23 protein-coding genes and 1 riboswitch are annotated in these 24812 nt (G+C 38.9%); of the genes, 6 read left to right on the top strand and 17 right to left on the bottom strand.

The window, feature by feature from the left end:
• Positions 1–269: 269 nt before the first annotated feature.
• Positions 270–1118 (top strand): hypothetical protein, encoded by an 849-nt coding sequence (locus tag ACSLUH_RS08570; RefSeq protein WP_448565970.1) that lies wholly within the window; start codon positions 270–272, stop codon positions 1116–1118.
• Complete coding sequence (locus ACSLUH_RS08565; RefSeq protein WP_448565968.1) at positions 1118–1573, top strand: hypothetical protein; 456 nt, start codon at positions 1118–1120, stop codon at positions 1571–1573. Before ACSLUH_RS08570 ends, ACSLUH_RS08565 begins: the two co-directional genes overlap by 1 nt.
• Positions 1574–1804: 231 nt before the next feature.
• On the opposite strand, the gene ACSLUH_RS08560 is transcribed toward ACSLUH_RS08565, so the two are convergent.
• From ACSLUH_RS08560 to ACSLUH_RS08520, 9 genes are all read right to left on the bottom strand, one after another.
• Entirely contained in the window at positions 1805–2311 is a 507-nt protein-coding gene (locus ACSLUH_RS08560) for a hypothetical protein (protein WP_448565966.1), read from the bottom strand.
• Positions 2312–2529: 218 nt separating this feature from the next.
• On the bottom strand, positions 2530–4950 hold the full coding sequence (locus ACSLUH_RS08555; RefSeq protein ID WP_448565964.1) for a PAS domain-containing hybrid sensor histidine kinase/response regulator: 2421 nt from the start codon (positions 4948–4950) through the stop codon (positions 2530–2532).
• Between the two features lie 301 nt (positions 4951–5251).
• A complete protein-coding gene (gene moaE, locus ACSLUH_RS08550) occupies positions 5252–5698 on the bottom strand; it encodes a molybdopterin synthase catalytic subunit MoaE (protein ID WP_448565963.1) in 447 nt (148 codons plus the stop codon).
• Positions 5699–5701: 3 nt separating this feature from the next.
• Positions 5702–5950 (bottom strand): molybdopterin converting factor subunit 1, encoded by a 249-nt coding sequence (gene moaD / locus ACSLUH_RS08545; RefSeq protein ID WP_448565961.1) that lies wholly within the window; start codon positions 5948–5950, stop codon positions 5702–5704.
• 4 nt (positions 5951–5954) lie between these two features.
• Complete coding sequence (gene moaC / locus ACSLUH_RS08540; RefSeq protein WP_448565959.1) at positions 5955–6440, bottom strand: cyclic pyranopterin monophosphate synthase MoaC; 486 nt, start codon at positions 6438–6440, stop codon at positions 5955–5957.
• Positions 6441–6442: 2 nt separating this feature from the next.
• Positions 6443–6982 carry a molybdenum cofactor biosynthesis protein B gene (moaB, locus tag ACSLUH_RS08535; RefSeq protein ID WP_448565958.1) on the bottom strand — a complete coding sequence of 180 codons (540 nt, stop codon included), beginning with the start codon at positions 6980–6982 and terminating at the stop codon, positions 6443–6445.
• Complete coding sequence (locus tag ACSLUH_RS08530) at positions 6983–7588, bottom strand: molybdenum cofactor guanylyltransferase (protein ID WP_448565956.1); 606 nt, start codon at positions 7586–7588, stop codon at positions 6983–6985. It lies immediately after the preceding gene.
• 2 nt (positions 7589–7590) lie between these two features.
• Positions 7591–8562, bottom strand: coding sequence for a GTP 3',8-cyclase MoaA (gene moaA / locus ACSLUH_RS08525; protein WP_448565954.1), 972 nt, complete (start codon positions 8560–8562; stop codon positions 7591–7593).
• Positions 8563–8626: 64 nt separating this feature from the next.
• A riboswitch (molybdenum cofactor riboswitch) is annotated at positions 8627–8759 on the bottom strand.
• Between the two features lie 88 nt (positions 8760–8847).
• Positions 8848–10092, bottom strand: a complete 1245-nt coding sequence (locus ACSLUH_RS08520) for an alginate export family protein (RefSeq protein ID WP_448565952.1) — start codon at positions 10090–10092, stop codon at positions 8848–8850.
• A 237-nt stretch (positions 10093–10329) separates the two neighbouring features.
• Between ACSLUH_RS08520 and ACSLUH_RS08515 the strand changes: the two genes are divergently transcribed.
• A complete protein-coding gene (locus ACSLUH_RS08515) occupies positions 10330–11124 on the top strand; it encodes a molybdopterin-synthase adenylyltransferase MoeB (protein WP_448565950.1) in 795 nt (264 codons plus the stop codon).
• On the opposite strand, the gene ACSLUH_RS08510 is transcribed toward ACSLUH_RS08515, so the two are convergent.
• Together ACSLUH_RS08510 and ACSLUH_RS08505 are read right to left on the bottom strand one after the other, a co-directional pair.
• Positions 11093–12310: an NnrS family protein gene (locus tag ACSLUH_RS08510; RefSeq protein ID WP_448565948.1), complete on the bottom strand. Its 1218-nt coding sequence runs from the start codon at positions 12308–12310 to the stop codon at positions 11093–11095. The genes ACSLUH_RS08515 and ACSLUH_RS08510 overlap by 32 nt on opposite strands.
• 9 nt (positions 12311–12319) lie before the next feature.
• Entirely contained in the window at positions 12320–13591 is a 1272-nt protein-coding gene (locus ACSLUH_RS08505) for an MFS transporter (RefSeq protein WP_448565946.1), read from the bottom strand.
• A 304-nt stretch (positions 13592–13895) separates the two neighbouring features.
• Between ACSLUH_RS08505 and ACSLUH_RS08500 the strand changes: the two genes are divergently transcribed.
• Both ACSLUH_RS08500 and ACSLUH_RS08495 read left to right on the top strand, forming a co-directional pair.
• A complete protein-coding gene (locus tag ACSLUH_RS08500; protein WP_448565944.1) occupies positions 13896–15362 on the top strand; it encodes a NarK family nitrate/nitrite MFS transporter in 1467 nt (488 codons plus the stop codon).
• Positions 15363–15479: 117 nt separating this feature from the next.
• Positions 15480–17210, top strand: coding sequence for a bifunctional protein-serine/threonine kinase/phosphatase (locus tag ACSLUH_RS08495; RefSeq protein WP_448565942.1), 1731 nt, complete (start codon positions 15480–15482; stop codon positions 17208–17210).
• Here ACSLUH_RS08495 and modA read toward each other — a convergent pair.
• Positions 17196–17975 (bottom strand): molybdate ABC transporter substrate-binding protein, encoded by a 780-nt coding sequence (gene modA, locus ACSLUH_RS08490; protein ID WP_448565940.1) that lies wholly within the window; start codon positions 17973–17975, stop codon positions 17196–17198. The genes ACSLUH_RS08495 and modA overlap by 15 nt on opposite strands.
• Positions 17976–18368: a ribonucleotide reductase subunit alpha gene (locus ACSLUH_RS08485; RefSeq protein ID WP_448565938.1), complete on the bottom strand. Its 393-nt coding sequence runs from the start codon at positions 18366–18368 to the stop codon at positions 17976–17978.
• Positions 18369–18543: 175 nt separating this feature from the next.
• On the opposite strand from ACSLUH_RS08485, the gene ACSLUH_RS08480 reads away from it, so the two are divergent.
• On the top strand, positions 18544–18978 hold the full coding sequence (locus ACSLUH_RS08480; RefSeq protein WP_448565936.1) for a hemerythrin domain-containing protein: 435 nt from the start codon (positions 18544–18546) through the stop codon (positions 18976–18978).
• An 859-nt stretch (positions 18979–19837) separates the two neighbouring features.
• On the opposite strand, the gene cas6f is transcribed toward ACSLUH_RS08480, so the two are convergent.
• From cas6f to ACSLUH_RS08460, 4 genes are read right to left on the bottom strand one after another with little or no spacing between them, the layout of a single operon-like run.
• Positions 19838–20449 (bottom strand): type I-F CRISPR-associated endoribonuclease Cas6/Csy4, encoded by a 612-nt coding sequence (gene cas6f, locus ACSLUH_RS08475; RefSeq protein WP_448565934.1) that lies wholly within the window; start codon positions 20447–20449, stop codon positions 19838–19840.
• Positions 20450–20451: 2 nt separating this feature from the next.
• Positions 20452–21480, bottom strand: a complete 1029-nt coding sequence (gene csy3, locus ACSLUH_RS08470; RefSeq protein ID WP_448565932.1) for a type I-F CRISPR-associated protein Csy3 — start codon at positions 21478–21480, stop codon at positions 20452–20454.
• 4 nt (positions 21481–21484) lie between these two features.
• Positions 21485–23581, bottom strand: a complete 2097-nt coding sequence (locus tag ACSLUH_RS08465) for a type I-F CRISPR-associated protein Csy2 (protein WP_448565931.1) — start codon at positions 23579–23581, stop codon at positions 21485–21487.
• Positions 23575–24801, bottom strand: a complete 1227-nt coding sequence (locus tag ACSLUH_RS08460) for a TniQ family protein (RefSeq protein ID WP_448565929.1) — start codon at positions 24799–24801, stop codon at positions 23575–23577. The genes ACSLUH_RS08465 and ACSLUH_RS08460 overlap by 7 nt, the downstream gene beginning before the upstream one ends.
• Positions 24802–24812 lie beyond the last annotated feature (11 nt).

The raw sequence follows: 24812 nt of genomic DNA, 5'->3' as shown, positions 1-24812 counted from the left end.
GTTAATTCCGTTAATTGCCAGAAGCGGATCATCAGCGTAACTCGTTTCTGCATCTTTTCAAATTGGATTGTATTGTGAGTTAGTAGTTGCCGATTAAGATTAGGCAATCACCGAAAGCCTAGAATGACAAAAATAAAACTAAAAATCAGGAAATAGTAATTAGTAGCTCATACCAAAAGTCGCAAATAGATATTAAATATGATAAAACATGATAGAAATTTAAAACTCATATTAATAACAATTTTAACGACATCGGAAGCTGTTTCACTTTGATAATTAATACGGACAAAATAAGTACAAATCATAAGCGAGGTGAAAAATTAATCACCCTTGCTGGCTATTTCACTCCCTTAATGGCCGCTTCAATAGAGTGGGCTGGAAAAGTAAACAAGCTAGAACATCCGACGTTTCATAAATATTTTGGGTTTGTAAAAGAACACTCTCTTTTTGCTTATGGTGCATTAATTTTTTTATTTTGGCTGGGGACGTATTGGACTCGAAAAGGCAATAAAGTTTGTTGGGAAGCGTTGCAAGTGCAAATAGACGAGCTTCAATCAATAGCATTTGCCAATTTACAGCAAGACAGTAATGACTCACACAGAGTTACATTGTTTAAGTATAAAAAATGGTGTTGGCGCCGATTTAATTGGAACTTATACTCATGCTTTAAGTCAATTATCGAAGGCAAAGGCCCAAGCACAGGTTGGTTAGTTCCTGTACTCCGCTCTGGGCATTTAAGTAAGAATACTAAAACAGTATTTCATGTTCCTGATGAAGGTAGAAATGCTGAAGGCGTAGCTGGGCAATGTTGGGCTAGTGATTATTCAGTTCATGTTGAAAACTTGCCTAGCCTAAGTTCAGCTTCTAATTCTGAAAATAGAAGAAAATACAGCACAAGAACTAATATTCCATTAGTGCTTGTTAATTCGTATATTGAAGATGGTAAAGAGTTATCACGTTCTCTTATGGCAATACCAGTAAGAACAGCTTCAGGTAATAGGTGGGGCGTTGTGGTGTTAGATAGCCAAAATAGAACTGGGATTGATAAAGTCGAAACAGAAAAAGCTTTTAGAACTATAATTAATACTCTAGGGGTTCTACTTGAGGACTTAGCATAATGAAAAGATGGATTGAAACTGATACTGCAACTATCACACAAAGTGAAACTAATACAAAACCCACTAGGCGTGTTCATTTTATGCTTTCTCCATATGATGTACCTGATGCAGTAAGAGCATTATTCGATGACGAACAAAATAAGCTAATTATTGAGTTTAGATATATTCCTATTAATGAGAAGCGTCAGATTCAAGATAATGATGGTGTAAAGTTTGAAGTTGGACTCAATACAAAACGAATTTATAAAATATTTTTAGATGAGTCTGTTGATACGGAGTTAGTGTTTAACACAAGAACTGCAGAGTCTATGGAGCATTCTATAGTTTCTGCTGAAGAAGCAATAGAGAAATTTATTCAATACAATGAAAAGTTAACTAAAAACAATTCTAAAAAATACAACGCAGCAAAATCAGCCTTGCATAATTATAAGCACCAGCTAGCTTCAACTCTATAATAATTAGTAGGGGAATATTTTCCCCTGCACTCTATATTATTAAGTTTTCTAATTGTTCAGTGGCTTTTTTCGTTATTTATAAAAACTCAGAAAAACTAAGAACAGATATACTTTTACATTCGAACGAACTCTCAACTCGACAAAACATCAAGCAACACCAGAGCCTTTAGCTGTTCAGGGAGTATATATATCTCTAACTCATTTATGTCCAAAATAGTGTTGAATTACCTCTTATCCCCGAAACATGTTATTTAATTCTTTACGTGTAACTTGTCTAGGTATATTCGGAAAACCATTATCGCAAGATCTTCCAGACATTTTTAAATCTGCAATGGTATTACTTACGTATAATTTTAGATATACATCCATTGACATAGTATTAAATCGAATAACTTCAGAGGAGTTGTATTTAATTTTTTGAGAATGTGTAGAAGACGTACCTTCTTTTTTGGTTATTTTAATCGTTAAACTTGCTGCATCTTCAATTGGTTCAATACTTATACAAGCACCGTATTTCGATGAATTAATACATTTTTCTTTTTTGTCGAGTAGCCATAATCTACCAAAAGTTGAATAACCATTACCCAAAGTTTCTTTTATCTGATAGTCATAATCTATCATTTGAGCTTTTTCACACGAGGTGGCACTTGCCGAAAATAGAAATATACAGATAGAAAGTATTTTTAAGCTAAGTCTAGCTATTAGCATATTCAAATCCTTTTGTTTTATTGTATCCATTAGAGAATGCTGAACTTATAATTTTTAGTCAATAACTTCATTCTAAAATACTAATTTCAAAAGTCCGTTTTCGCTCGTTGCCGAATCTCAGAAAAGCCCCAAACTTGGCCGTTCAACAGCAATTGAACATCTTAAATTTAGTTTCGATAGCGGATGTTCAATTAACTCATTTTTGGAAAACAACGAGTTAACTGACACTTACGTATTTAGCCCTAAAATTATTGACCGAAGATGTTTTTAAGGGAGCCATACAAATCATTAATATCAATAGGCTTGGCAACATGAGAAACAAAACCTTGAGCAAGGTAGCTCTCTACATCCTGCTTCATCACGTTTGCAGTTAGAGCTACAACAGGTACATTTGGATTGATAGTACTTATGCGCCGCTGAGCTTCAACACCGTCCATAACAGGCATATGAATGTCCATTAAGACTAAATCAAAACACTCTTCCTCAAGGGCATCAAGTGCGAGTTGACCGTTGTCAACAATGGTTAATTTGGCATAGGTAGCCTTCAACATCGATTCTATCAAAACCTTGTTAATGCGATTATCTTCAGCAATAAGTATTTTTTTATTGGATAAATTAGGTGCGGATAATGATTTTTGTTTTTTTGCTTCCTTAATCATCTGAACTTGTTTTAAAGGCAATATAACTTCAACTTTCGTACCTTCTCCCTCCTTACTTGTAATTTCAATGTTGCCCCCCATCATTTCAATAAGACGTAAGGTGATGGACATACCCAGACCCGTGCCACCATACTTTCTGGTAGTTGAGGTATCGGCTTGGGTAAATCGCTCAAATATCCTTGAGATTGCTTCATCACTCATACCAATACCACTATCTATTACTTCTACAAAAAGTGCAGGTAGTCCTTCTTTGTTTTGGCAGCCTACGTTAACTTTTACGCTACCGACATCGGTGAACTTAACAGCATTAGAAGCCATATTGAGGATGATTTGTTTTACCCTAACCAAATCACCCAACCAATATTCAACAAAATTCTTATTTTCCTTAACCAAGAACTTAATTCGTTTGGCGCTTACAAGTGCATCTAAGTCGTACTTAACCGATTCCAACACTTCTGTTAATGAAAACTGCGCTTGCTCTAGCTCCAAACTATTTGATTCAATCTTTGAATAGTCGAGTATATCATTAATGATGGTTAATAAAGACTGGGCCGAAAATGAGGCATTGTTGAGCACTTGTTTTAAATCAGGTGTTAATTTAACGTCTTTAAGAAGTTGTAAACCACCTAGAATAGCATTCATTGGAGTACGTATTTCATGACTCATGTTTGCTAAAAAGTCACTTTTTGCCTTGGCGGCACTTTCAGCGGCCTCTTTGGCGCTTGATAATATTTGGAAAGCATTTGTTTTTTCAGTGACATCATAATTAACACCGACTACTTTTAGGGCTTTACCGTTGCTATCCCTTAGCACTTCTGCACTCGCTTTAATGTATCTAATCTTTCCGTCAGGATGAACCACTCGAAATTCAGGGGCATAAACGTCCGAGCCATCAATTGCTGCTTCTAATTTTGATTTGGCGTACTCAATATCATCAGGGTGAACACTATTAGCCCAAGCTTCATATGCTCCTGAGAATTGTGATTCAGCAATACCATAAAGTCTATACATCCATTTATCCCAAACCAACTCACCAGATATCAAATCCCACTCCCATACTCCAATTCCAGCGGAATCATTTGCCAACTGAAGTCTTAATGCCAAGTTGTCCGCTATATCTTTTGAATCTTGTATTTGCTTTTCAATTTCCTTTTGCTGTGACATATCTTGAACGACTGACCATATCGATGTTGCACCTTTGCTATCTGTAATTTTTATGCCAGACAACAAGACGGGATAAGTATCGCCTGACTTATGGATGTACTCTTTGAGGTATGGGCCATAATGCCCCACGTTATTTAGTGACTCTAACTGTTCCAACTCTTGTTTTTCGTACTTCTTAGGGGTGAGTTGCCAATAATCCATTTGGTTCAACTCATTAACACTGTAACCAGTAATATCGCTAAAGGTGTCATTAACAAAATCAAAGCTTCCGTCAGCAATTGAGTTTATCGCAATACCCACAGGTGCAAGGTCGACGAACTTTTCAAACTTTTCTTTTTCCCCTAAATAAGCTCGCTCAAGTTCCTTTTTCTTCATTGATGCTTCATTCAGGTCTTCTTGAGCTTTAACTAGTTCAGAGATGTCTCGACCAATCGCCAGAATTAAGTTACTTTGACCAAGTGGTAGTGCTGTTAATGACACTAAACAAGGAAAAGTAGAACCATCGAGCCGAGAATGAGTCCACTGAAAAAGTTGCGGGCCTTCCGTCATTGCTTTTGTTATATATTCACCCGCCATATGATCCGAACGCTTGCCACATGGTTGATATTCAGGTGATAGTTCTGAAGGAGTTAAATTGATAAAATTATCACTACTTCCCACACCATGCATTTCAACAGCGGACTGATTACACTCTATAAACTTGCCTGTATCCAAGTTTATAATAGAGAGAGCATCACCAGACACTTCAAATAACTTTTTGTATTTATCGCGCTCTTCTGTAAGTTGCTGAAGCATTTGTTTTAGCACCATGTTCTCAGCTTCTAAATCACGATTTTTTCCAATCATTTACATTCCTATCATGTTCATTAGAGCGCACAGAACTAGTATAGGTGTATGATTTAAAATTATAAAGTTCATGCCATTAAACTCTTATTGAACGGTTTCTGTTGAAATGGAGGGATAACTGCTTTTGCTCTAACAAATAATGACGCAGAAATTAAGTTAATTGAGCGACCGGGTTATAAAGTTAATAGCATGAATTTGAAAGTTATTGACCGTCTTTTATACGTTCTATACGGCATTTGAAAATTCATCACTTTAGGGCCTTATAAGCCAATGAAAAATAAATGCTTCAAAAGAAGAGAAGCTACTCCCACCTATCCGCAGCTTCTTTATCTTTTTGATTAAAATTCACCCATCTTTGGCCTTGTTGAGTGGTTTCTTTCTTCCAAAACGGTGCGCGATTTTTTAAGTAATCCATAATGAATTGACAGGCTTCAAATGCCGCTTCTCGGTGTTTACTTGAAACCCCTACAAAGACAATCTGATCTGCAAGTGATAGTTTCCCAACCCTATGGATTAGTCTAACCTTGCCCAATGACCAGCGCTGCTTAGCTTGCATAACAATATCTACAAGAGATTTCTCTGTCATACCGGGATAATGTTCTAATGTTAAATTGGCAACACGGCTGCCTTGATTAAAGTCACGCACCAAGCCAGTAAACATCACAATTGCACCTTCACTTTCAGCGTCTTGAGTAAGTAATTGGTATTGACTCGATATATCAAAATCTTCCTGCTGTACGCTAATCATTCGCTAGCCCCCAGTGACAGGAGGAAAAAACGCTACTTCATCACCCTGATTAATTTGTTGCTCTTTAGAAGACATCGTATGATTAACCGCAACCAGTACCTGATTAGCAGTTAAATAACGCGCCCACTTTTCCGACTGTTGACATAAGTTTTCAAGTAAGCCGTCAACACAACGGTGCTCAGGAAGGTCAACCATGATTTCTTGGCAATCGAGCTGCTCTCTTAGTTGCCCAAAAAATTTAACTTTTATCATTGATTCACTCACTTAATTCTTGATTTCTATCCCAGTGCCCTGATTTACCACCAGCTTTATCCACGACCTTGATTTCTGAGATTTCCATCATAGGATCCATGGCTTTACACATATCAAATAACGTTAATAGCGCAACAGTAACCGCTGTTAACGCTTCCATTTCAACACCGGTTTGCCCTGACAACTTACAGAAACTTGTCACTTTTATGCGGTTGTACGTTTCATCCAAGTCAAAATTCACATCGATTTTGGTCAGCGCTAGCGGGTGGCATAAAGGGATCAAATCCGAACATTTCTTTGCAGCTTGTATACCCGCAATTCTTGCAGTTGCTATAACATCGCCTTTTTTATGTTGATTGTTGACCACCGCTTGAAAAGTGTCTGAGAACATCGATATATAGCCTTCTGCACGTGCCGTTCTCTGAGTAATTTGTTTATCAGAAACGTCGACCATATTTGCCTGTCCCTGATGGTTAATGTGAGTAAGCATGATTAGCCTCTCGATTCACATTGTTGACGCGCATTTTTCAGGTGCGGTACGAAATTACAAGGTTTTTGGCTTGCATCGAGCTGTTGCTTAATGATGGCTTGCCAAGCAGTTTTACAAGCGCCAGTAGAGCCAGGTACACAAAAAATGACTGTGCCATTTGCCACGCCAGCGATCGCTCTTGATTGCAATGTTGAGGTACCAATTTCTTGATATGAAACTTGTCTAAACAATTCGCCAAATCCTTCAACTTGCTTGTCAAAAAGCGGCATCATTGCTTCAGGAGTTGAGTCACGCGCGGTAAATCCTGTCCCGCCCGTCACTAAAACCGCTTGAATATCATTGCTAGCTATCCACTGTGAAACCACCGCGCGAATTTGATAAATGTCATCTTTAACGATGGTTTTATCGATCAACTCGTGCCCTGATTCGAGCAAAGCTTCAACAAAATAAGCGCCCGATGTATCGGTTTGTTCATCACGCGTATCAGAAACAGTCAACACGGCTATATTGAGCGACGTAAAGGGTAATTGGTAATGTGACATTTACGATAGTCCTGTATTGGTAAGGCGTTCAACGGCAAATTCCCATTGAACCGGATCATTGGTATTGATAAATTTTAATTGCTCTTTCGTGGTGATACTTGAACACCTCAGTATACTGACAAAGCGTTTTACTGAACGATGTTCACTTTCTACAACGATTTTTGCGCACTCTAATGCTTCTTCACACACAGGTAAAAACAATGGTAAAGGGTGCTCTTTAAAACATAATGCTGTATGCATTTCCGCACCACATAGCACGAGCTCTGATAAGAGAGATTGATCAAGTAAAGGCATATCTATTGGCATGATGAGCAACGCTTGTAGCGTATTTTGAGGTTGTTTTCTCTTTCTACTGGCAAGCAAGTGCTCAAGCGCTGTATAAATACCACTTACTGGCCCTGCATTTTTATATTTGTCGGCTAAATAGCCCGCTCTATTGCGACTGATCAAGATCGTTTCAGCACCGACAGCTTTTAATAAGGCTTTTGTTCGATCAAGCATCGAATGGCCTTCAATCGATAATTGTGCCTTATCTGTTCCCATTCTCGTTGAATTTCCTCCAGCGAGTATCAATCCAACTAAATCTATATGTAGTGGTAATTTCATGGCTAGCCCCCAAGCATTGCCAAGTGGCGTGTGCCACCGACAAAGCCTTGATGTAATTGATGGGCAGCAACTTTATTTTGTAACGCGGCGATAATCGCTTCTTTGGTGCCACGCACATCTCCAGAGGAAAGCCAAGGTCTGATGTCAAAACCAGCATCCGCAAACAGGCATAAATGCAATTTACCTTGCGCAGACATTCGTAAACGATTACAGCTTTTACAAAAGTCTTTGCTATACGGCATAACTAAACCTACACCCCCCATCGAGTTTGGGTGAGTAAACTCTTGTGCAGGCCCATCCAAATTGTGTCTAATTTTCTGGTGCCAGCCGTCAGCCAGCAACCTTGTTTTTATCTCTTCACCAGATACATGATTACGGTCAAAAAACGCTTGATTATCGCCAGTTTTCATTAGTTCGATAAATCGAATAGTCACCTTTCGTTGTTTGATCCATGCGAGGTAATCTTGAAGTTGAAAAAAATTAAACTGTTTCAGCAGAACGGCATTAAGCTTAACGTTTTCGATACCTGCTTGTGCCGCTTGCTCGACCCCATTTAATACATTAGCGAGTTTGTCGCTTCCTGTTATCGCCGAGAACAGCCTTGCATCAATGCTATCAGCGCTGACATTTATTGCAGTTAGTCCTGCTTTCGCCCATTCATTGGCTTTTTGCGCCAAATTAAAACCATTTGTCGTTAAAGCAACTTTTTCAATTCCATCGGTTTGATGGCACAACGCTATGATGTCGGTAAGATCTTTTCTCAATCCAGGCTCACCACCAGTCAAACGTATTTTTTTCATACCTAACTGCGCAAATGCCGCTACTAACGTCTCTAACTCGTTGAACGTCAGAAAGTTACGATCTTGGTTACAATCGTAACCATCGGGTAAGCAATAATTGCAACGAAAATTGCAGACATCGGTTATCGACAATCTTAGATATTGAAAATGACGACCAAAGTTATCTGAGAGCATAATCCTGCCTACTTTGTTTTATTGGCAAGATGACAAGTGAGCAGTGAATAAAGAATCCACTGATAACATTTACACTTAAAACACCTTTCCAAATACGGGAAGCAATTAAATTTCTCGAATTGCCCGGTAACTTAAATGGTTACGGCATTTTTGCCATACTTTCGCTTAGGCAAAAATGCTAGGTTTTTAATTTAACCGCAGCTTAGCGAATCAGATTCAACTAAACAATTTAGCAAAAGAGATAGTGACCTACCTCAAAAGAGGTAGATCATATTGAGTTTTCAGTTAAAAACTAAACGTCATCATAGCCCAAAGCTTGGTAGTGTCCGTACCTAGCTCATCAGCATCATAAGAAGCAAATTTTAATAAACCACTGGTTGACTCGTTGAACTTGTATGCTGCCACCAAATCTATTTCAGTGCCGTAACTCATGTTGCCTTCACTCGCGCTAAAATCATGATAGGTTGCAACTAACTTAACTCCTGACACCTTGGTGACTGCCGATAGATATACATCTTCAATACCATTACCTGGTGTGCCTAAGAACTTGTCAGCAAAACCTTGAAATTTATGCAACGTAGCCAAAGGCGTGCTAAAACCGACGCCATTGTCGCTGCCTAGCACTTCAATACCTGCACTAAGCTTTACTTCTCCGAGCTTGCCGCTAAGTTCCGCTTTATAGTAATTGGCACTAAAATCATTGCTATTGTCGCCGGCATCGGTTTGTTTGGCATAACTGAGATTGGCCGTCACTGCGCCAAAATTGCCACTATAATCGATGCCAACGGTATTACTTGAGGCTCCTGCAGCCACTTCATTGTCAAGTAAATAGCCAAATGCCGTAAACTTATGATCTTTACTGGCTATCCATTTGGCATTGACTAAATGAAAGTTGCCATGCCAATCAGCAGGTTGTGCACCGTCATTGGGGCCAAATATGCGATTAATGTTAAACACATAACTGTAATCAAGTGTAAGCGCATCGGATGCTTTATAGATAAAACGAGTCGCATCAAAAGTTTGCTCATTTTGTCGCCATGCAACACCACCAATAAAGCGCTGTGAGTCATGTACGATACGTTGACGACCTGCAATAAAGGTTAATTGCTCACCACTATATTTTAGGTTTGCTTGGTTTAAGTCGGTCCCTTCAGGATCTGCAACGACCGGATACTGCCCTTTTCCGTTGGCGGTCGAATTATAATTATCCGTACCAATGGCAGTCACATTATCCACCTCAACATTAACACTGATACCGTCAATCGGTGCCGTTTTCCATGTTAATCGACTTTTTAAGGTCGACGCCAATGCATCCTTTTCTATGCCATCTTGGTCAACACTTTCGATGCGATAGCGTAGATTAACATTGGTCGTCGAGTCTTTAACTGCCTTGGAAATACTGTCAAGCACCTCTGCTTGTGCCGGCAGACCCAAAGCTATTGTAGATGCAAGTAGGGTTAATTTTAGAGGTAGTCGTTTTTGTGCTTTCATGTTATCTCTCCAGTAGAGCAAATTGGATGGCCAGCTCATCTAAGTCACCTAGCTAAATCACCTAAGGTGCCAACGAGCCAGCACAGATTTTTATGCTTCCACCATACTCGGCTCTACTTGAAATTAATTGATTTAAATCAAATAAAAGCAGCCACTACTCCCACTAACTTGGCACTATACCACCGTATAGGTAACACCTTACTCACAGCGTGAGATTGAAGCTTTTACCAAATGATTTATAGTACCTACCACTGAAAGAAATGATTGAGATTTCATATGTCGAATACCCCAAAAGAAGAACTGAGTCACTTACAACTAATGCGTTACAGTCGACACATTATGCTAAAAGCCATGGATATTGACGGCCAAGAAAAGCTTTGGAATAGCAAAGTCATCATCATTGGGGTAGGCGGTTTAGGGTGTGCTGTAGCTCAGTATCTAACTTGTTCGGGGGTTGGTGAAATAACCTTAGTCGACGATGATCATGTTGATAGTTCCAATTTACAGCGGCAAGTTCTTCACGGTGAAGCCAATATTGGTCAAGCTAAATGTTTATCAGCAAAGCAATCGTTAACCGCGCTTAATAGTGAAGTTACCATCAACACGATTGAGACCCGATTAGCTGACTCTCGGTTAAGCGAAGCGATTAGCCAGCATGATTTGGTGATAGACTGCTGTGATAACTTATCGACGCGAAATGAAATTAACCAATATTGCTTTGCGCATCAAACGCCTTTGGTTAGCGGTGCAGCCATCCGCATGGAAGGTCAAGTCGCGGTATTCGACATGAAACCAGAAAGTGCTTGTTACCATTGTTTAAGCCAACATTTTGGTGAACAACAGTTAACTTGTGTTGAAGCAGGAGTATTATCACCGTTGGTTGGAATGGTCGGCTCTATTCAAGCGATAGAGGCTATAAAAGTGCTTGCTTCACTTGGTAAACCTTTGTTTGGGAAATTACTGTTAGTCGACGCATTGGCGATGGATACTCAAACATTTAATATCGTCAAAGCAACTAACTGCTCCATCTGTGGAACGACTAGCCAGGTCGACCATCTGCACGAGGTTTAGTTAATATTGGCCAATATACCCAACTAAATATTCCAAAAGCGACAAACCACAGCACCCCGGTTATCAACCAAACAATAGTCGAGTATTGTGGCACATAGCTTGTACCCACAAAACGTACCAGCGCCGCTAATATCATTAAAATGAAAGCAAATGGCATGACAGCATGCAGTTCAAGTTTTCTTCCTGTGTGACCAAGTGATACCCGGGCGATCATGGCCAAGATTAAATTAGCCATTGCCCCTACGGTCATAAGATGCAACACGGTACTCAACGAAAAGTATCCTAACAACAAATGCCCAGCTAGAAACAAAAAGGCGACGGGAATAAATAAATAGGCGATATGCAAAGACCAAAGTAACGGATTAGATAATGTCGAAAAAAATCGCCATCGACTCCATCGCATGAGGTTACTCAGGCCTGCAATCAAAACTAAAAAGCCAATGGGGTATTGGGTAGTAATGGAAAAGTTCATTCCAAAGACAAACCAAAACGTCACCATCCAAACACTTATTAAGCTGATTACTTCTAACCATAAGTGCGCCGGTTTACGCGGTTTTTTGGTCGCATTGGCGGTGAAAAAAGGAATAACTCTTCCCCCCATGACTACCATAACCGCGGTGATGATCATGATCGCCCCATAATGTCCATGGGACATCGCAGCAGGATAAGCTTCTCCTGAAATAACCGACAAATGGCTTAATGCATTCATTAGCGTAAGCAGTAATAAAAGCGGTAAGAAAAACAAGTTTCGCCATTGCTTGATTCTAACAATAGGCCAACTGATCATAATAGCCGCTACTGGTAAAAATATCAGATCAATTAGCGCTATTAATAAAGGGGGCACACTAGCCGGATTAAACAACAGTAGTGCCCGACCTAACAACCAAACCCCGAAGAGTAGCACCAGTTTTCCACCTCGAACTCCCTGAATACCGGTCCAGTTTTGTACTGCTGTTAATAAAAAACCAACGATTACTGGGACAGCAAAACCAAAAATCATTTCATGACCATGCCACCAAAAACTGCCACCATAAGGCGCAACATCAATGTGAAAGATCAAATAAGCTAACCAAATCGGTAAAGCAATTAAAGAGAAGAGGCAAGCCGATAAAAAGAAAGGTCGGAAGCCCAAGCGAAAAAACGGCGTAATTTTTTGCTCTTGTGCTACATCAGTTATATTTAGCATAGTGTTTACTTATTCTCGCTCTAAAAAGTTTTGTTCGATCGCATGGGCTATTCGCTGCTGATACTGCTCTTGCTGATTGGCGTAATACATCAACACCATACATGTCGCTAACACACCATATAGCAGCATAAAACAAGCGGTATAAACCCCAATAAAATCAACAGCCAAACCAAACATAATTGGCAAAGTACAGCCACCTAGGGCGCCAACCATCGAGACAATGCCACCAACACTGCCCATTTGTTTTGGGTAATATTGATAAATGATTTTATAAACACTCGCCCGCCCAAACCCCTGAGCGATACCGATAGTAAAAATTAAAAACGTGAATAACCAAACATTGATCTCTATATGAACATTCACTTGCTTCTCGACACCTTGAATCACCATGGTTGTCGGTGGATAACTCAGAAAGAACAAGCAGACAAGGCACACCCAAAAAACACCCCAATTAACTTTTCTCGCACCATATTTGTCTGCAAACCATCCGCCCACAGCTCTCACTAAACTTGAACTTGCCACAAATAATAAAGTGAGCGCCATCGATTGCTGCATGGTCAAGCCATATGCTGCCACATAATAATGAGGTAACCATAAAGTTAACGCTAAAAAACTGCCAAAAACAAAGTAATAATATAGGCCAAAGCGCCAAACTTTTAGCTGCTTTAAAGGGGCTAAATGTTGACGCCACTTAATATGCTCAGGTGCTTTTAAATAACTCGGTGTTTCAGGTGCAATAAACGCAAAGAGTAAAATAACGAAAAGCATTCCACCGGCATATAAAGGTCCGATCATCGACATGCCATAATGCTCAATAATATAAGGGGCGATAATCAAAGTAATCGCGGCCCCGGCATTGCCTGCACCAAACACTCCCATGGCGGTACCTTGATATTTGGATTCAAACCAATCAACAACATAACGAATACCGATGGTAAAAGACACGCCCGAAATACCTATCCAAGCGCCAATCATCATGTAGTCAAGCAAGGTATCTGCTGTTCGAAGTAATAGCAGTGGTGGCACTAAGATTGCCATTTGCACTAAGAAAACTTTTTTCGCAGAATATTTTTCCACCAAAAAGCCAACGGGTAACCTAAGAATGGCGCCAGTCAACATTGGCGCTGCCAAGAGAAAACCAAACTCCGTAGCAGAAAGTAGCAAATCCTCTTTTAACTGAATACCTAACACGGCATACAAGACCCATACAGAAAAATTTGCTGCAAAGGTTAACGTTGCAAGTATGAGTGCGATATTGGCTTTGCTATGATGAGTTTGCATGATTTACAAATATTCGATTATAAAAGCACTAGTATTTTCAATGACAAATACTGGAGTTGCAATACCTCTTAGTATCCAAGTAGAAAATCTTGCCTACCTCCCCTATCACTTAATAGGTAGCCTCCTCCCAGTACACAATAGTTGCAGGGCATTCAACGCAGTTACCCCTAATAGGTATCAGGCTTTGGCACTAACTTTAGCACTGCTAGAAAACTTGATTTAGGTCAATATTATTAGAAGGGTCAATAAGATAATGAGGACAACGAAACACGTTAACAAATTACGTTAAAACGGAGTTACCCCTATGTCCACAGACAAATTTAACATACTCAAGTTCAGCGGTAAGATGAAAATACTGCACCTTTCCTGGATGGCATTTTTCATCACCTTCCTTGTTTGGTTCAACTTTGCTCCACTACTGGCCGCTGTTAAAGAATCTTTAGGTCTAACCAAAGATCAAATCAAAACGCTATTGATTTTAAACGTTGCCTTAACTATTCCGGCGCGTGTCATTATTGGTATGCTCACCGATAAATACGGTCCGAGGATAGTTTATTCGGCCTTATTGGCGATATGTTCAATTCCTTGCTTTATGTTTGCTTTTGCCAACGACTTTACTCAAGCCGCCATTGCACGCTTTATGCTCGGTTTTATCGGCGCTGGCTTTGTTATTGGTATTCGCATGGTATCTGAGTGGTTCCCTCATAATGAATTAGGAACCGCCGAAGGTATTTATGGTGGATGGGGTAACTTTGGCTCTGCTGCTGCGGCATTTACATTACCAACAATCGCAGTATTGTTTGGTGGCGAAGATGGATGGCGTTATGCTATCGGCTTAACTGGGTTAATAAGCTTATTATTTGCGTTTGTCTACTACGCAAACGTTACCAATACTCCTAAAGGTTCTACCTATTTTAAACCCAAGAATCTTGGTGCTATGGAAGTTACGTCAGTATACGATTTCTTCCTATTGCTCATCATGAAGATCCCAATGTATGCAGCGCTAGCGTTATTAGCTTGGAAACTCTCTCCAACGGGTGTCAACATGTTAAGCCAAGAAGTCGTTATTGGCATCTATTTTGGCTTAGGAGCCTTATATCTATTTGAAATTCATAAAGTATGGCAAGTAAATAAAGATGTCTTCGCAAAACCCGTTCCTGAACTGCATCGCTATAAGTTTAAGCAAGTTGCTGTATTGGACATCTTGTACTTTACCAACTTCGGTTCTGAACTCGCCGTTGTCTCAATGCTACCGTTATTCTTTGCTGAAACTTTTAGTTTAGATCCGGTTATTGCTGGTTTAGTTGCAGGTGCGTACGCATTCATGAACTTGATGTCACGCCCCGCAGGAGGTTGGATTTCGGACAAATTCGGTCGTAAGTCAACATTAATGATCTTAACCGCGGGGTTAGCCGCAGGTTACGCATTGATGGGAATGGTTGATTCTCAATGGTCTTTATGGCTTGCAGTGGTTATTGTGATGAGCTGCTCGTTCTTCGTCCAATCAGGTGAAGGAGCGGTATTTGCTGTCGTACCACTAATTAAACGCAGAATGACAGGCCAAATTGCCGGCATGACTGGGGCATATGGCAACGTTGGAGCGGTGACCTTCCTAACCGTATTGTCATTTGTAGATTACAGCACATTCTTCTTTGTCATTGCTGGCACAGCGCTAGTCGGTCTATTTACATTAATGTTTATGGATGAGCCTAGAGGCCAAATAGCAGAAGTTTTAGAAGATGGTACAGTGCATATGATTGACGTTTCTTAGTTAAACGTATCATAGTAAGGATAAAGTGAGTCGACCTTGGCTCACTTTATCTTTTGTAATAAATGACGATAAAGGATTATTTTGCCATTTGATCCCGTTTAAAAAAGGTGGAGTACAGTGACCGATAAATCAAGTCGCCTTCAGGCATCAATTGGAAGTCAGTCTTTAGCTGGCATAAAGAATGTTAATGAAGACGCGGTAGCATATAAAGTTCCGGAGAGTGACTCAGATATTGTTAATAAAGGTATTTGTTGTGCACTAGCAGATGGCGTAAGCACCGCGGAAGCCGGTCGACAAGCGAGTTCTACTGCTGTGAGTCGATTTGTCGAAGATTATTACTTATCGCCAGATACTTGGTCTGTTGGACATTGCGGAGAAAAGATACTTTCAGCCACCAACTTATCACTGTTCAAAAAAAGTCACGAATTCATTACTGAACAAAAAGGTTACCTATGTACCTTTGTCGGTTTAGTATTCAAATCACAAACTGCCCATTTTTTCCATATTGGAGACAGCCGAATTTACCTCATTAAAAATGGTGAACTTAAACAGTTAACACGTGACCATTGTGCATACATCGGTGAAGGTAAAAGCTATTTAACCCGTGCAATGGGTATGGATAATAATTTACATATTGACTACGGCAAGGTCTCCATTGAGCCAGAAGATCAGTTTTTGCTTTCAACGGACGGGGTACATGAGTTTATTGATGAACAAACAATACTAGACGTTTTGTCTGAGCAGATAAGTGAACAGGAGCAGGCAGAGAAACTGGTGCAACTAGCATTAGACAATGGCAGTGATGACAACTTATCTTGTGTTGTTGCAAAAATTAATCATATCGCTAGAGAAAGTTTAGACGATTTTAACACGAAACTTACTCGCTTGCCTTTCCCTCCAGCGCTAAAGCCCGGCATGAAGCTAGATGGTTTTGCCATTGAAAAAGAACTATTTGCCAGCAGTCGATCTCAACTTTATTTAGTAAACGATATAAGCTCTGGTGAGCGCTTAGTTATGAAGACGCCTTCTTTAAATTATAGTGACGACACTCATTATATTGATCGCTTTATTCAAGAAGAGTGGATTGGGAAACGTTTAAGTAGCAACAAAATCGTCAAAGTTCTTCCACAAGCACGACCTCGGTCTTGTTTATACTATTTAATGGAATATGTAGAAGGCATCAGTTTAGAACACTGGATGATGGAGAACCCACTTCCTACTCCCAAAGCCGCGATAAATATCGTCAAACAAATTGCGCAAGGATTAAAAGGGTTCCATGAGAAAGAGACGATACATCAGGATCTAAAACCTGGAAACATCCTAATCAACGAGAAAAATGAGATTAAAATCGTTGATTTTGGTTCGACATTTGTTGCAGGTACCGCAGAGATGTACAGTCCAATTGTGCATGAAGGTGCGCTAGGTACAGCAACCTATTCAGATCCTCAATACTTATTGGGTAAGAATACCGGAATACAAGGGGATTTATATGCTTTAGCGACTATCACATATGAAATTTTCACTGGCAAACTGCCTTATGGCGATGGTATAGATGAATGTCGAAATGCTTTTGATTATGATCGACTTCGTTATATTAGTGCCAGTTACCATAACCCGATTATCCCAATTTGGTTTGATCGTGCATTAGAAAAAGGTGTTCAAATAAACCCAGAAAGACGATACGTTACAATAGAACAATTTTTACAGGATCTTACTCACCCGAACCCTGCATTTTTAGTGGATGTTCCCGAGGCAAAAGAAAAACAAAGTAAGGTCTCCTTCTGGTTGCTACTCTCACTATCTTGGATAGTCATGCTGATCATTGTCATAGCGTTATTCAAAAGCTAATTCTATGTGCTGATATCCTTGTTCTTGCAGTTTTTGTTGAACCGAGTCGGAGCGAATATATTCAAGAAACTTTTTTGCCCATTGCTGTTGCTTAGTGCGCTTGAGTATCACTGCATGTTGCTCTATCGGTTGATAAAAGTCCGTTGGAACTAACCAAAAATGATGATACTTACGATTATTAGCCTGTGGAGATCGTTGTTGAGCACGTTTTAGTAATGACAACGGCACAAACCCTGCGTCGAGATTTCCCGAATCAACATAATGAAATGCTTGATTAACGTTGTTACCAATAATGATTTTTGATTGAAACAACACATCTAAATTTAGCTTTTTTAACACTTGCTCAGCAGCGACACCATAGGGAGCCAATTTGGGGTTAGCAATCGCTAACTTACCTTGATATTTTTCGAGTTGTTCACCATTGAATGAAAGCTGTTGTTTAGGCATCCATAACCCCAGTATACCTAGGGTATAACGTTGATTCTGATAGGCTAGATCTTGCTGATATAACAGTTCAGGTCGCTTTTTATCCGCTGATAAAAACAAATCAAAAGGCGCTCCTTTTATTATCTGCGCATATAAAGCGCCACTCGCTCCCGTTGCTACCTGTATTTTTATATCATGTTGTTGTTCAAAAGCTCGTGCAAGCTCTATTGCACTCGCATAGAAGTTACTGGCAACCGCTATTGTTAAAGATTGGCTGTTTACCGAATGACTAACAAAAAAGGTCACCAACAAAATGAGTGACGCAAACAATTTACGCAATTAATTAACCATCATTTCAATAGGTTGGCCTTTTCTGTCCAACACCAGGTAACGGGCTATATTTTGTCCTGTAATTAAATCATTCGTCATTCTATTCAAATACGGTTCAGCATCCTCTGTCGTCGGTGCTTGTTGATTCTGACCACTTAAACCGGAAACAAAAACAAACTGCCAATTCTTTGCAATTGTATCAGCTTCCTTCACTAAATCGTCAAAAGACTCTACTTCTTCTGGTAACTTATCTACACACATAACAGGGTTCAAATGCCCTTTTTGATGTTTTTTGCTTTTTTTGGGGTTATGTCCTTCAGGCTCAGTAAAAAGAAATAACAACCGCTGAGGCTGATCTTGGTTCTTCGCCATTTCAAGTAGTTCTTGATACATTTTACTCATAAACGATTTCTCAATTCGTAAGCTCGTATCGATATTTTACTCATTTTTAAACTGACTTATATGCCCACAAAGAGGTACCTCACTTGCCATTGTGATTACCTAAAACAATCAATTGCAAAGTCAACGACGAATGATAGGGTAACGTACTTTAATGTTAAGTTTATAGGGTCAGTTTATGTCATTAATCAATCAATTTTTCTCTACCGACCACAGGCGTTTAGATTGTTTATTTTTAGCGTTCAAATCAGATCTTCCAAAAATTACTGAACCAAACATTAACTTTTTTAACTTATTTAAAAAAGACTTAAAAAAGCATATTGCATGGGAAGAAAAAGTCTTATTTCCTTATATTGAAAGTATTTTGCCAATGGCAGCTGGCCCAATTAATGTTATGTGCTCAGAACATGAATTAATTATTAATCTACTAAGTAGCATAGATCGTAAACTCAAACATGGGGATACAGGTCAACTTCCTGAAGTCGTCGAGTTAGAACGTCTGCTATCAAATCACAACATGAAAGAAGAGCATGTTTTATACCCGTTAATTGATGAAAATATTGATCAGAGATCATTAGCGAAAGTTTTTTCTGACTTACCTGAATATGATTAGAAAGGCTAGAAGCTATTTTTCACGATAATAAGCAACCAATATACAGAGTTTTTAGCTGCCTACTCGGCAGATTATTAAATAATTAACGTTTAAGGTACTCTGCCGCCTTTTTCAGCTACCTACTCGGTTGTCAAGGCTCAACTTAAGGAAGCGCCAACCATACTTTAATTGAAAGCCAGCAAACTAAGTACCATTACCATAAAAATTTTATACTGGCAAAAAATACTGTCCAATTAACATGCGTTTTGAAGTAATTTCCTTATAAGGATAGAAAACTCAAGCACCGTCTTTAACTCTACTCAATTGCAACAAATCAAAACCTATTAAAAACCTAATTAACTCGATTTCTGTCTTCGAACATCCCCTTTTGAGCATCAGGTACTACTTTAAAATTTGTGCTCTTTCTTTGAATTTGGATAATAAGAAAGATTCTACTCTCTATTTTTAGTACGTTTTGTTGACGAGTAAAATTTTCAATCTAACAATGCCAAACCAATAAACAGGGAAGTGTTTCAATAGAGGTGAATAGTCACCCATAAAAAATTTAACTTACTTTAGGCTTAATAAAAGTTTGTTTAAATTATCATTAAGAGAATTTAAACAAAGGCATATATACGCCTTTGTTTTAAAAATATTGTTTTTATCTGCCTATACGGCGGTTAGGTTTGTCGTTTAAGTCATCTTTTTCTGCATCAAATTTTCAGCTGCCTACACGGCGGTTAGGTATTAACAATGCAAAAAACACAATTATTAGTCAATAGATTAGTCGCAGAACATTATAAAACCATGTTATCAAGGGGAAGAAAATTGTTTAAATTTATCAATGAGTTATTTGTCTGCCTAGATTTTTGGGTAAAATCTAATTAATTATCTTGCCAAGATCTGGAACAGTGCCTGTGTTTTTTTCATTTGTTGCGAATCCGTAATTGTTAAAGTTCTGATTAAGCTTTTGAGTGCTTTCAACGTTTTCCTTTTGGATGTAGTGCTCAGCGTCTGTATTAGTACTTAAACTTCTGACATGAATTAAGTGAAAATGACCAATTTCCCTAGGAGTCGATAATTTTTTAGGACTAAATTCTCTCCCTTGAGCTTCTGCCCTTTTTTTGAGTCGTCTCATGCGACGTTTAATTTCACCATGAGTTATTTTATTTATTAGCTGATTTCGCTTAAATCTGACTTCTAAGCAATATTCAGGAACTTCAGTGACTTCGCCTATTTCGAAAAAACCGCAAGCTACCATATCCTTAAAATACCCTTGTTCCTTAAGCTTTTTTAAAAGGCTTATATCGTGGTGAACAAAGGCTATTACAGAGCCAATTGAAGATTCGGACCATAAAGGAAAACTAACACCTAGGTCGTTCAGACCTCGTTTCTTTATAAATCCATGGAGAATGAATAGGCATCTGCCAACAAGCAGTTTTACATTGGCTGTTTCTGGCAGGAATTTGACGTAGAAATAATAACGTTTCACCGCTAATTACCTTGCTTCTTAGTAAATACGCCGCCTTTTATGAGCACTGCAAAAAAATAATATAGTTCAGGTTCAATCACGTGAGTTGTTTTCTTTAAATTTTTATTAAAATTTTTCATCTGACTAAATATACTGAAAAAATCTACCTTCGAACCAGGTGCTCGATGTGCAATGCCATAATCTTGATCTGCACCGTATTCATGTACTCTCAGCCTTTTGCTATTTTCATCTGACCACCAATCATCAATTAGCTGAATTGCTGCACCTATTTTAACGCGATGCAATATGACAGCTTCTTTCCCATCTCGGCACTTTGTCTTACTAAGATTTTTTTGCAAAGCTGTTTTTCTGTCACCAGTTAATAGAGGTTGGCTTGGAAAAATTTCCTGACAAAATGCAGTCTTTATCTTTGCTGTAATATCCGCAGACCAATAACGTCGAGGTTCAGTTAATGCTTTGGTTAACTCATTGGCAAATTCCAGTAGTTCTTTTTTTGCATCCTCTGACCATTCAGCATCCCAAGAGAGTAATCTAGTATTATCTATCTGATACACAGTACCAGTGCTAGTTTTAACGGTAATATTTGTATCACCTGAATTTTGGTTTTTCCATAACCAAGTGCCGAGCAGGATATTTTTAGCGTAACGCAAGGCTAATTCTTGATAACCTCCATTTTTTTTGAAATTAGAGGCAAGCTCAGATAGATACTCAGCTGTATCTATGTTTGCACAAGCCGATGGCCTTAAGGAGTTCGCTTCAACCCTTAAAGAAAACCTACAATAAATTTCTTCGATGGTTGGTGGCACGTAACACTCTTCCATAGCTAGCAGGTTAGCATGAGCAAGATCCTGCGGGGCATTATTTTTAGGAGTTGAATCTGAATTATAGCCCTCAGCAAAGCTGGCTTTTTTTCCTCGAATATAACTAACTTCAGCTTCAAGAGGTACAAAGTCGCTTTCATCCGTTTGGTAATAAAAGATTGCCTTGCTGGGATAAAGCGAGCGATCATACTTTGTATTACATAGTTCCATAATCTCAGTTTGCCTTATTAATTATTAGATAGTACGTATGAGTGTCTAGCTGCCAGAATGCCTTCTTCATGAAGTGTCGTATGCCACTGAGCTTTAAATCCAACGCGTCTGTATACCTTACAAGGCCAATTAACGGTTCTGCGTAGCAATGGAATTTCTCTAACGAATTGTTTCGTGCTTTGGGTTCTTCAAGAAAACTAAACCCTAAATTTACTGGAGCAATATGCCTGTCTTCTTTAATAGTTTCAATTAACTCAGGCAAAGTCGCGATATTTCTAGATTCTGGCAATACCCATTGACCAAAGTTTGGAAGTTTATTGAGTTTTGCAAAAAGTTCATTTTCGCTTTCCAACAAGTTACACCAGCAATCTGCAGATGCACTGACATTTGGAAGCATTGTTCCACCAGCAAACTTAGAGGGGAATGCCGACATTAGAGCGTCTTGTTCATTAGTAAGTAAAGAAAGATCTTCTTCATCACCATAAACTTTGATGACCAGATCAAATGTCAAATCACAAAGTTTAGTGTCTATAATTCCAGTCCTTCGGAAACTAGCGGATCTTGAACCTGATTTTTGCAGCGTAAACTCAGGCAAATTTGTTCCAGAAACGGCACTGTAACTTCTTAAGTACCAAGCAAAAGACCCTAATCGGATATCTGTATTCAGATACTCGTTAATTCGTCGCTGGTAATTATGTGTCATACCATAAACGGCTGTTAACGAAGGAATACCTAAACAATATGGGTTGGAAAGCGCCTGTGCATCAAAAACCTGGATATTCTTTATATATAAATATCGTTGGCAATATTGTTGTTCTTTTTCAAAACCTGCGTGCTGCGATAAGTTAGGCAATTTATTCACTATGCCTGCAAGTAATCCTCTTAATGGTATTATTAAATCAGGGTGAAATGCGTATTTGTTTACTAAATGATTATTCAAAATCACGAAAAGAGAAGACAGGGTCGGCTCACTAATTTTCTTTTCTACAGTTAACAGACTATGAATCAGTGGTGATGTTGCGTTAAGAGAGCCTATTTCTTCATCATTTGCATTTATTTCTGAGCGCCATTCTATTATGGGTCGAAGCCATTGCACTAACCCTGATCGGATTCGCTTATAACTATTGAGTTTTTTACGACGCCGATTTTTGTGAGTTATTTCTCGAAAACTGTATAGTAAGGTGTCTAGTGCTTTCGTAAAGTAAGTTGAAGAAAGCGCCTTATTATTGAAGACGGCTTCACCAGCAGCGACTTTTTCCCGACTAAGCTCACTAAAGCTCTTTAAGTTTCTGTTTAATCTCGGTGGATAATTAAACACAGCGATATTGCCCCCGACTGAACTAACAAATTCGCTTACTGAGCTAGGCCTACTGTGCGCGACGTAAGCAAATCGTCCTTCCTTTTGACTTGAAATTTGCTGAATCTCACTTTGAATAGCATGGCTCGTAACCGGAGTGATCGCAACGTAACTATTGCCATACGGAAATTGCATTTGAATGGAGTATCTATCAACAGAATTCGGTAATTCACTGTTAGGTAAGCTTGTTTTAACTGCCAGACAAAGTTTACGGTAGTACTTTAGTGTAATTCCATGAGCTTTAAATATTTGGGCCCATAAGTCGTTTTCATCAGCCAAAAGTCTAGCTAAGCAAACAGTATTACCTCTCCAGCGAAATGGAGAAACGAAGAGTTTAGACAAGTTAATAGTTTTACTATCGTGGGACCAACCGAGTACGTAATTACAATTGGCGCTGCTTATAACATTGTCTATCGCGGTTAAAGGCTCTGAAATCAGACGTTGTTTACTGACTCGGATATCAGGATATTTTAAATTGTGACTGTGAAGCCACTCAACCTCTCTAAGGCACTTTTGAATATGTTCTTCATTTTTTAAAGTCTCTTTTGCAACGTCAAAATCAGACAGGTCTTCAATAGTTCCTCTTTTGAACGTTAGATTAAGCAAAATGCTCAACGCTTCTGTCTCATTATCAGTCACATCAATTGGCGGAGTATAGGCTGCAAATTGCTTTCTGATTATATTATCCCTTTCTTTGACGTTAGTAATCTCTAGCAGTTCGCTGAGTTTTGTTACTTCTACCATTTTGAAACAAACATTCCCTGTGGAAATAAGCCGTAACTCTTTTTAAGTTCTATTATTTGCCTTAAATAAAAAACAGCATCACTCGAACGCAGTTTTTGATGCAGTTTTTGTTTAATAGCTACCTTTAAAATACCCGTCTCATAGAGTCGATAAACTTGTTCATATGAAGTCGATAAAATAGCTGCGGTCTCACTTATCGTTAACAGCATATCTGCGATATTAGGCTCATTTCTTCTAGGATTCTCATCCACGAGCTCAAAAAGAAACTTACTGATAAAATTAGTTATAAAGTGAGGCTCAGATTTGTTTTGAGATAAGCTAAACGAGTCTGTAATCAATTGACCAAAAATAAAACTAAACGGTGTTTTGTTAAACTCATTTAACAACTTCATCTTAGCTTGTTTTTTTAATTCACTTAGTTCATTTGCGAGGCATTCGGGCCAATTGCGAAAATAGGTAATTATTTCTTCACTATCAAAATCATGAGTTTTTTTTCTGGCTTGATACCATGCGATTGCGGAAAACTTACCCGATAGATCAATATCAGCAAGTAGGGGATTATCATTGACAATCTCTTTATTAAAAAATGCTGCTGAAACTAGATGATCTTTATGGCAAGTAAGCTCTGTATTAGCAGTCCTCAAATCAAAACCACAAGAGCAATGAGTAATTGACTCCTGGTCAATATAATTCACATATTCTTTGCATTCAGGGCAATGTTTAAGTAAATCTTGCTGGTGAATAGCACAAACCTTGTAAGGCTTTAAGTGCCATATTTGCCTAATGTACGCTTCTTCTTTTATGCAGCTTGGGCAAACAGGAATGGAAAATTTTGTTTGGCCGGCATATCGAACAAAGTTTAAAGGAATATCAGTGTTGGCACGGTAAATAAAAGCCTTAGACGACATAAAGCGCTTATCTGAACGGAATAAAGCGAGTTTGAGTAATTCATACTTAGGGAGCCTCAGAAGCTCTTCAACCAAAGATAAGGCTCTAACACGGAACAAGCTATCTTGTTTTGCGTGATAAATATTCAATAATTTCAAATCAATAGGGAAAGCCCCCCTAGCCTCAGCATCAACCCTTTGTAACTCGTCTTTTATAGCTAAGCTTAGCGTTCTATAAGATGAGAAATAGTTTTCCGAAACCACCCTCAACATATAGCTTTCTAACGATTCATCCGCAAATGCTCTTGAGCGAGGTGAAAATAAGAAAGCCATACGATACTCTT

This window comes from Thalassotalea ganghwensis, from assembly GCF_053485795.1.
Note: the sequence above shows the minus strand (reverse complement) of the source record. Positions and strands in the feature narration are given on the sequence as shown.

What these genes read in the sequence shown, in the direction of transcription:
- ACSLUH_RS08565 (WP_448565968.1), top strand. Translation starts at nt 1,118, where the DNA reads ATGAAAAGATGGATTGAAACTGATACTGCAACTATCACACAAAGTGAA.
- ACSLUH_RS08560 (WP_448565966.1), bottom strand. Translation starts at nt 2,311, where the DNA reads ATGGATACAATAAAACAAAAGGATTTGAATATGCTAATAGCTAGACTT.
- ACSLUH_RS08555 (WP_448565964.1), bottom strand. Translation starts at nt 4,950, where the DNA reads ATGATTGGAAAAAATCGTGATTTAGAAGCTGAGAACATGGTGCTAAAA.
- moaE (WP_448565963.1), bottom strand. Translation starts at nt 5,698, where the DNA reads ATGATTAGCGTACAGCAGGAAGATTTTGATATATCGAGTCAATACCAA.
- moaD (WP_448565961.1), bottom strand. Translation starts at nt 5,950, where the DNA reads ATGATAAAAGTTAAATTTTTTGGGCAACTAAGAGAGCAGCTCGATTGC.
- moaC (WP_448565959.1), bottom strand. Translation starts at nt 6,440, where the DNA reads ATGCTTACTCACATTAACCATCAGGGACAGGCAAATATGGTCGACGTT.
- moaB (WP_448565958.1), bottom strand. Translation starts at nt 6,982, where the DNA reads ATGTCACATTACCAATTACCCTTTACGTCGCTCAATATAGCCGTGTTG.
- ACSLUH_RS08530 (WP_448565956.1), bottom strand. Translation starts at nt 7,588, where the DNA reads ATGAAATTACCACTACATATAGATTTAGTTGGATTGATACTCGCTGGA.
- moaA (WP_448565954.1), bottom strand. Translation starts at nt 8,562, where the DNA reads ATGCTCTCAGATAACTTTGGTCGTCATTTTCAATATCTAAGATTGTCG.
- ACSLUH_RS08520 (WP_448565952.1), bottom strand. Translation starts at nt 10,092, where the DNA reads ATGAGCTGGCCATCCAATTTGCTCTACTGGAGAGATAACATGAAAGCA.
- ACSLUH_RS08515 (WP_448565950.1), top strand. Translation starts at nt 10,330, where the DNA reads ATGTCGAATACCCCAAAAGAAGAACTGAGTCACTTACAACTAATGCGT.
- ACSLUH_RS08510 (WP_448565948.1), bottom strand. Translation starts at nt 12,310, where the DNA reads ATGCTAAATATAACTGATGTAGCACAAGAGCAAAAAATTACGCCGTTT.
- ACSLUH_RS08505 (WP_448565946.1), bottom strand. Translation starts at nt 13,591, where the DNA reads ATGCAAACTCATCATAGCAAAGCCAATATCGCACTCATACTTGCAACG.
- ACSLUH_RS08500 (WP_448565944.1), top strand. Translation starts at nt 13,896, where the DNA reads ATGTCCACAGACAAATTTAACATACTCAAGTTCAGCGGTAAGATGAAA.
- ACSLUH_RS08485 (WP_448565938.1), bottom strand. Translation starts at nt 18,368, where the DNA reads ATGAGTAAAATGTATCAAGAACTACTTGAAATGGCGAAGAACCAAGAT.
- ACSLUH_RS08480 (WP_448565936.1), top strand. Translation starts at nt 18,544, where the DNA reads ATGTCATTAATCAATCAATTTTTCTCTACCGACCACAGGCGTTTAGAT.
- csy3 (WP_448565932.1), bottom strand. Translation starts at nt 21,480, where the DNA reads ATGGAACTATGTAATACAAAGTATGATCGCTCGCTTTATCCCAGCAAG.
- ACSLUH_RS08465 (WP_448565931.1), bottom strand. Translation starts at nt 23,581, where the DNA reads ATGGTAGAAGTAACAAAACTCAGCGAACTGCTAGAGATTACTAACGTC.
- ACSLUH_RS08460 (WP_448565929.1), bottom strand. Translation starts at nt 24,801, where the DNA reads ATGGCTTTCTTATTTTCACCTCGCTCAAGAGCATTTGCGGATGAATCG.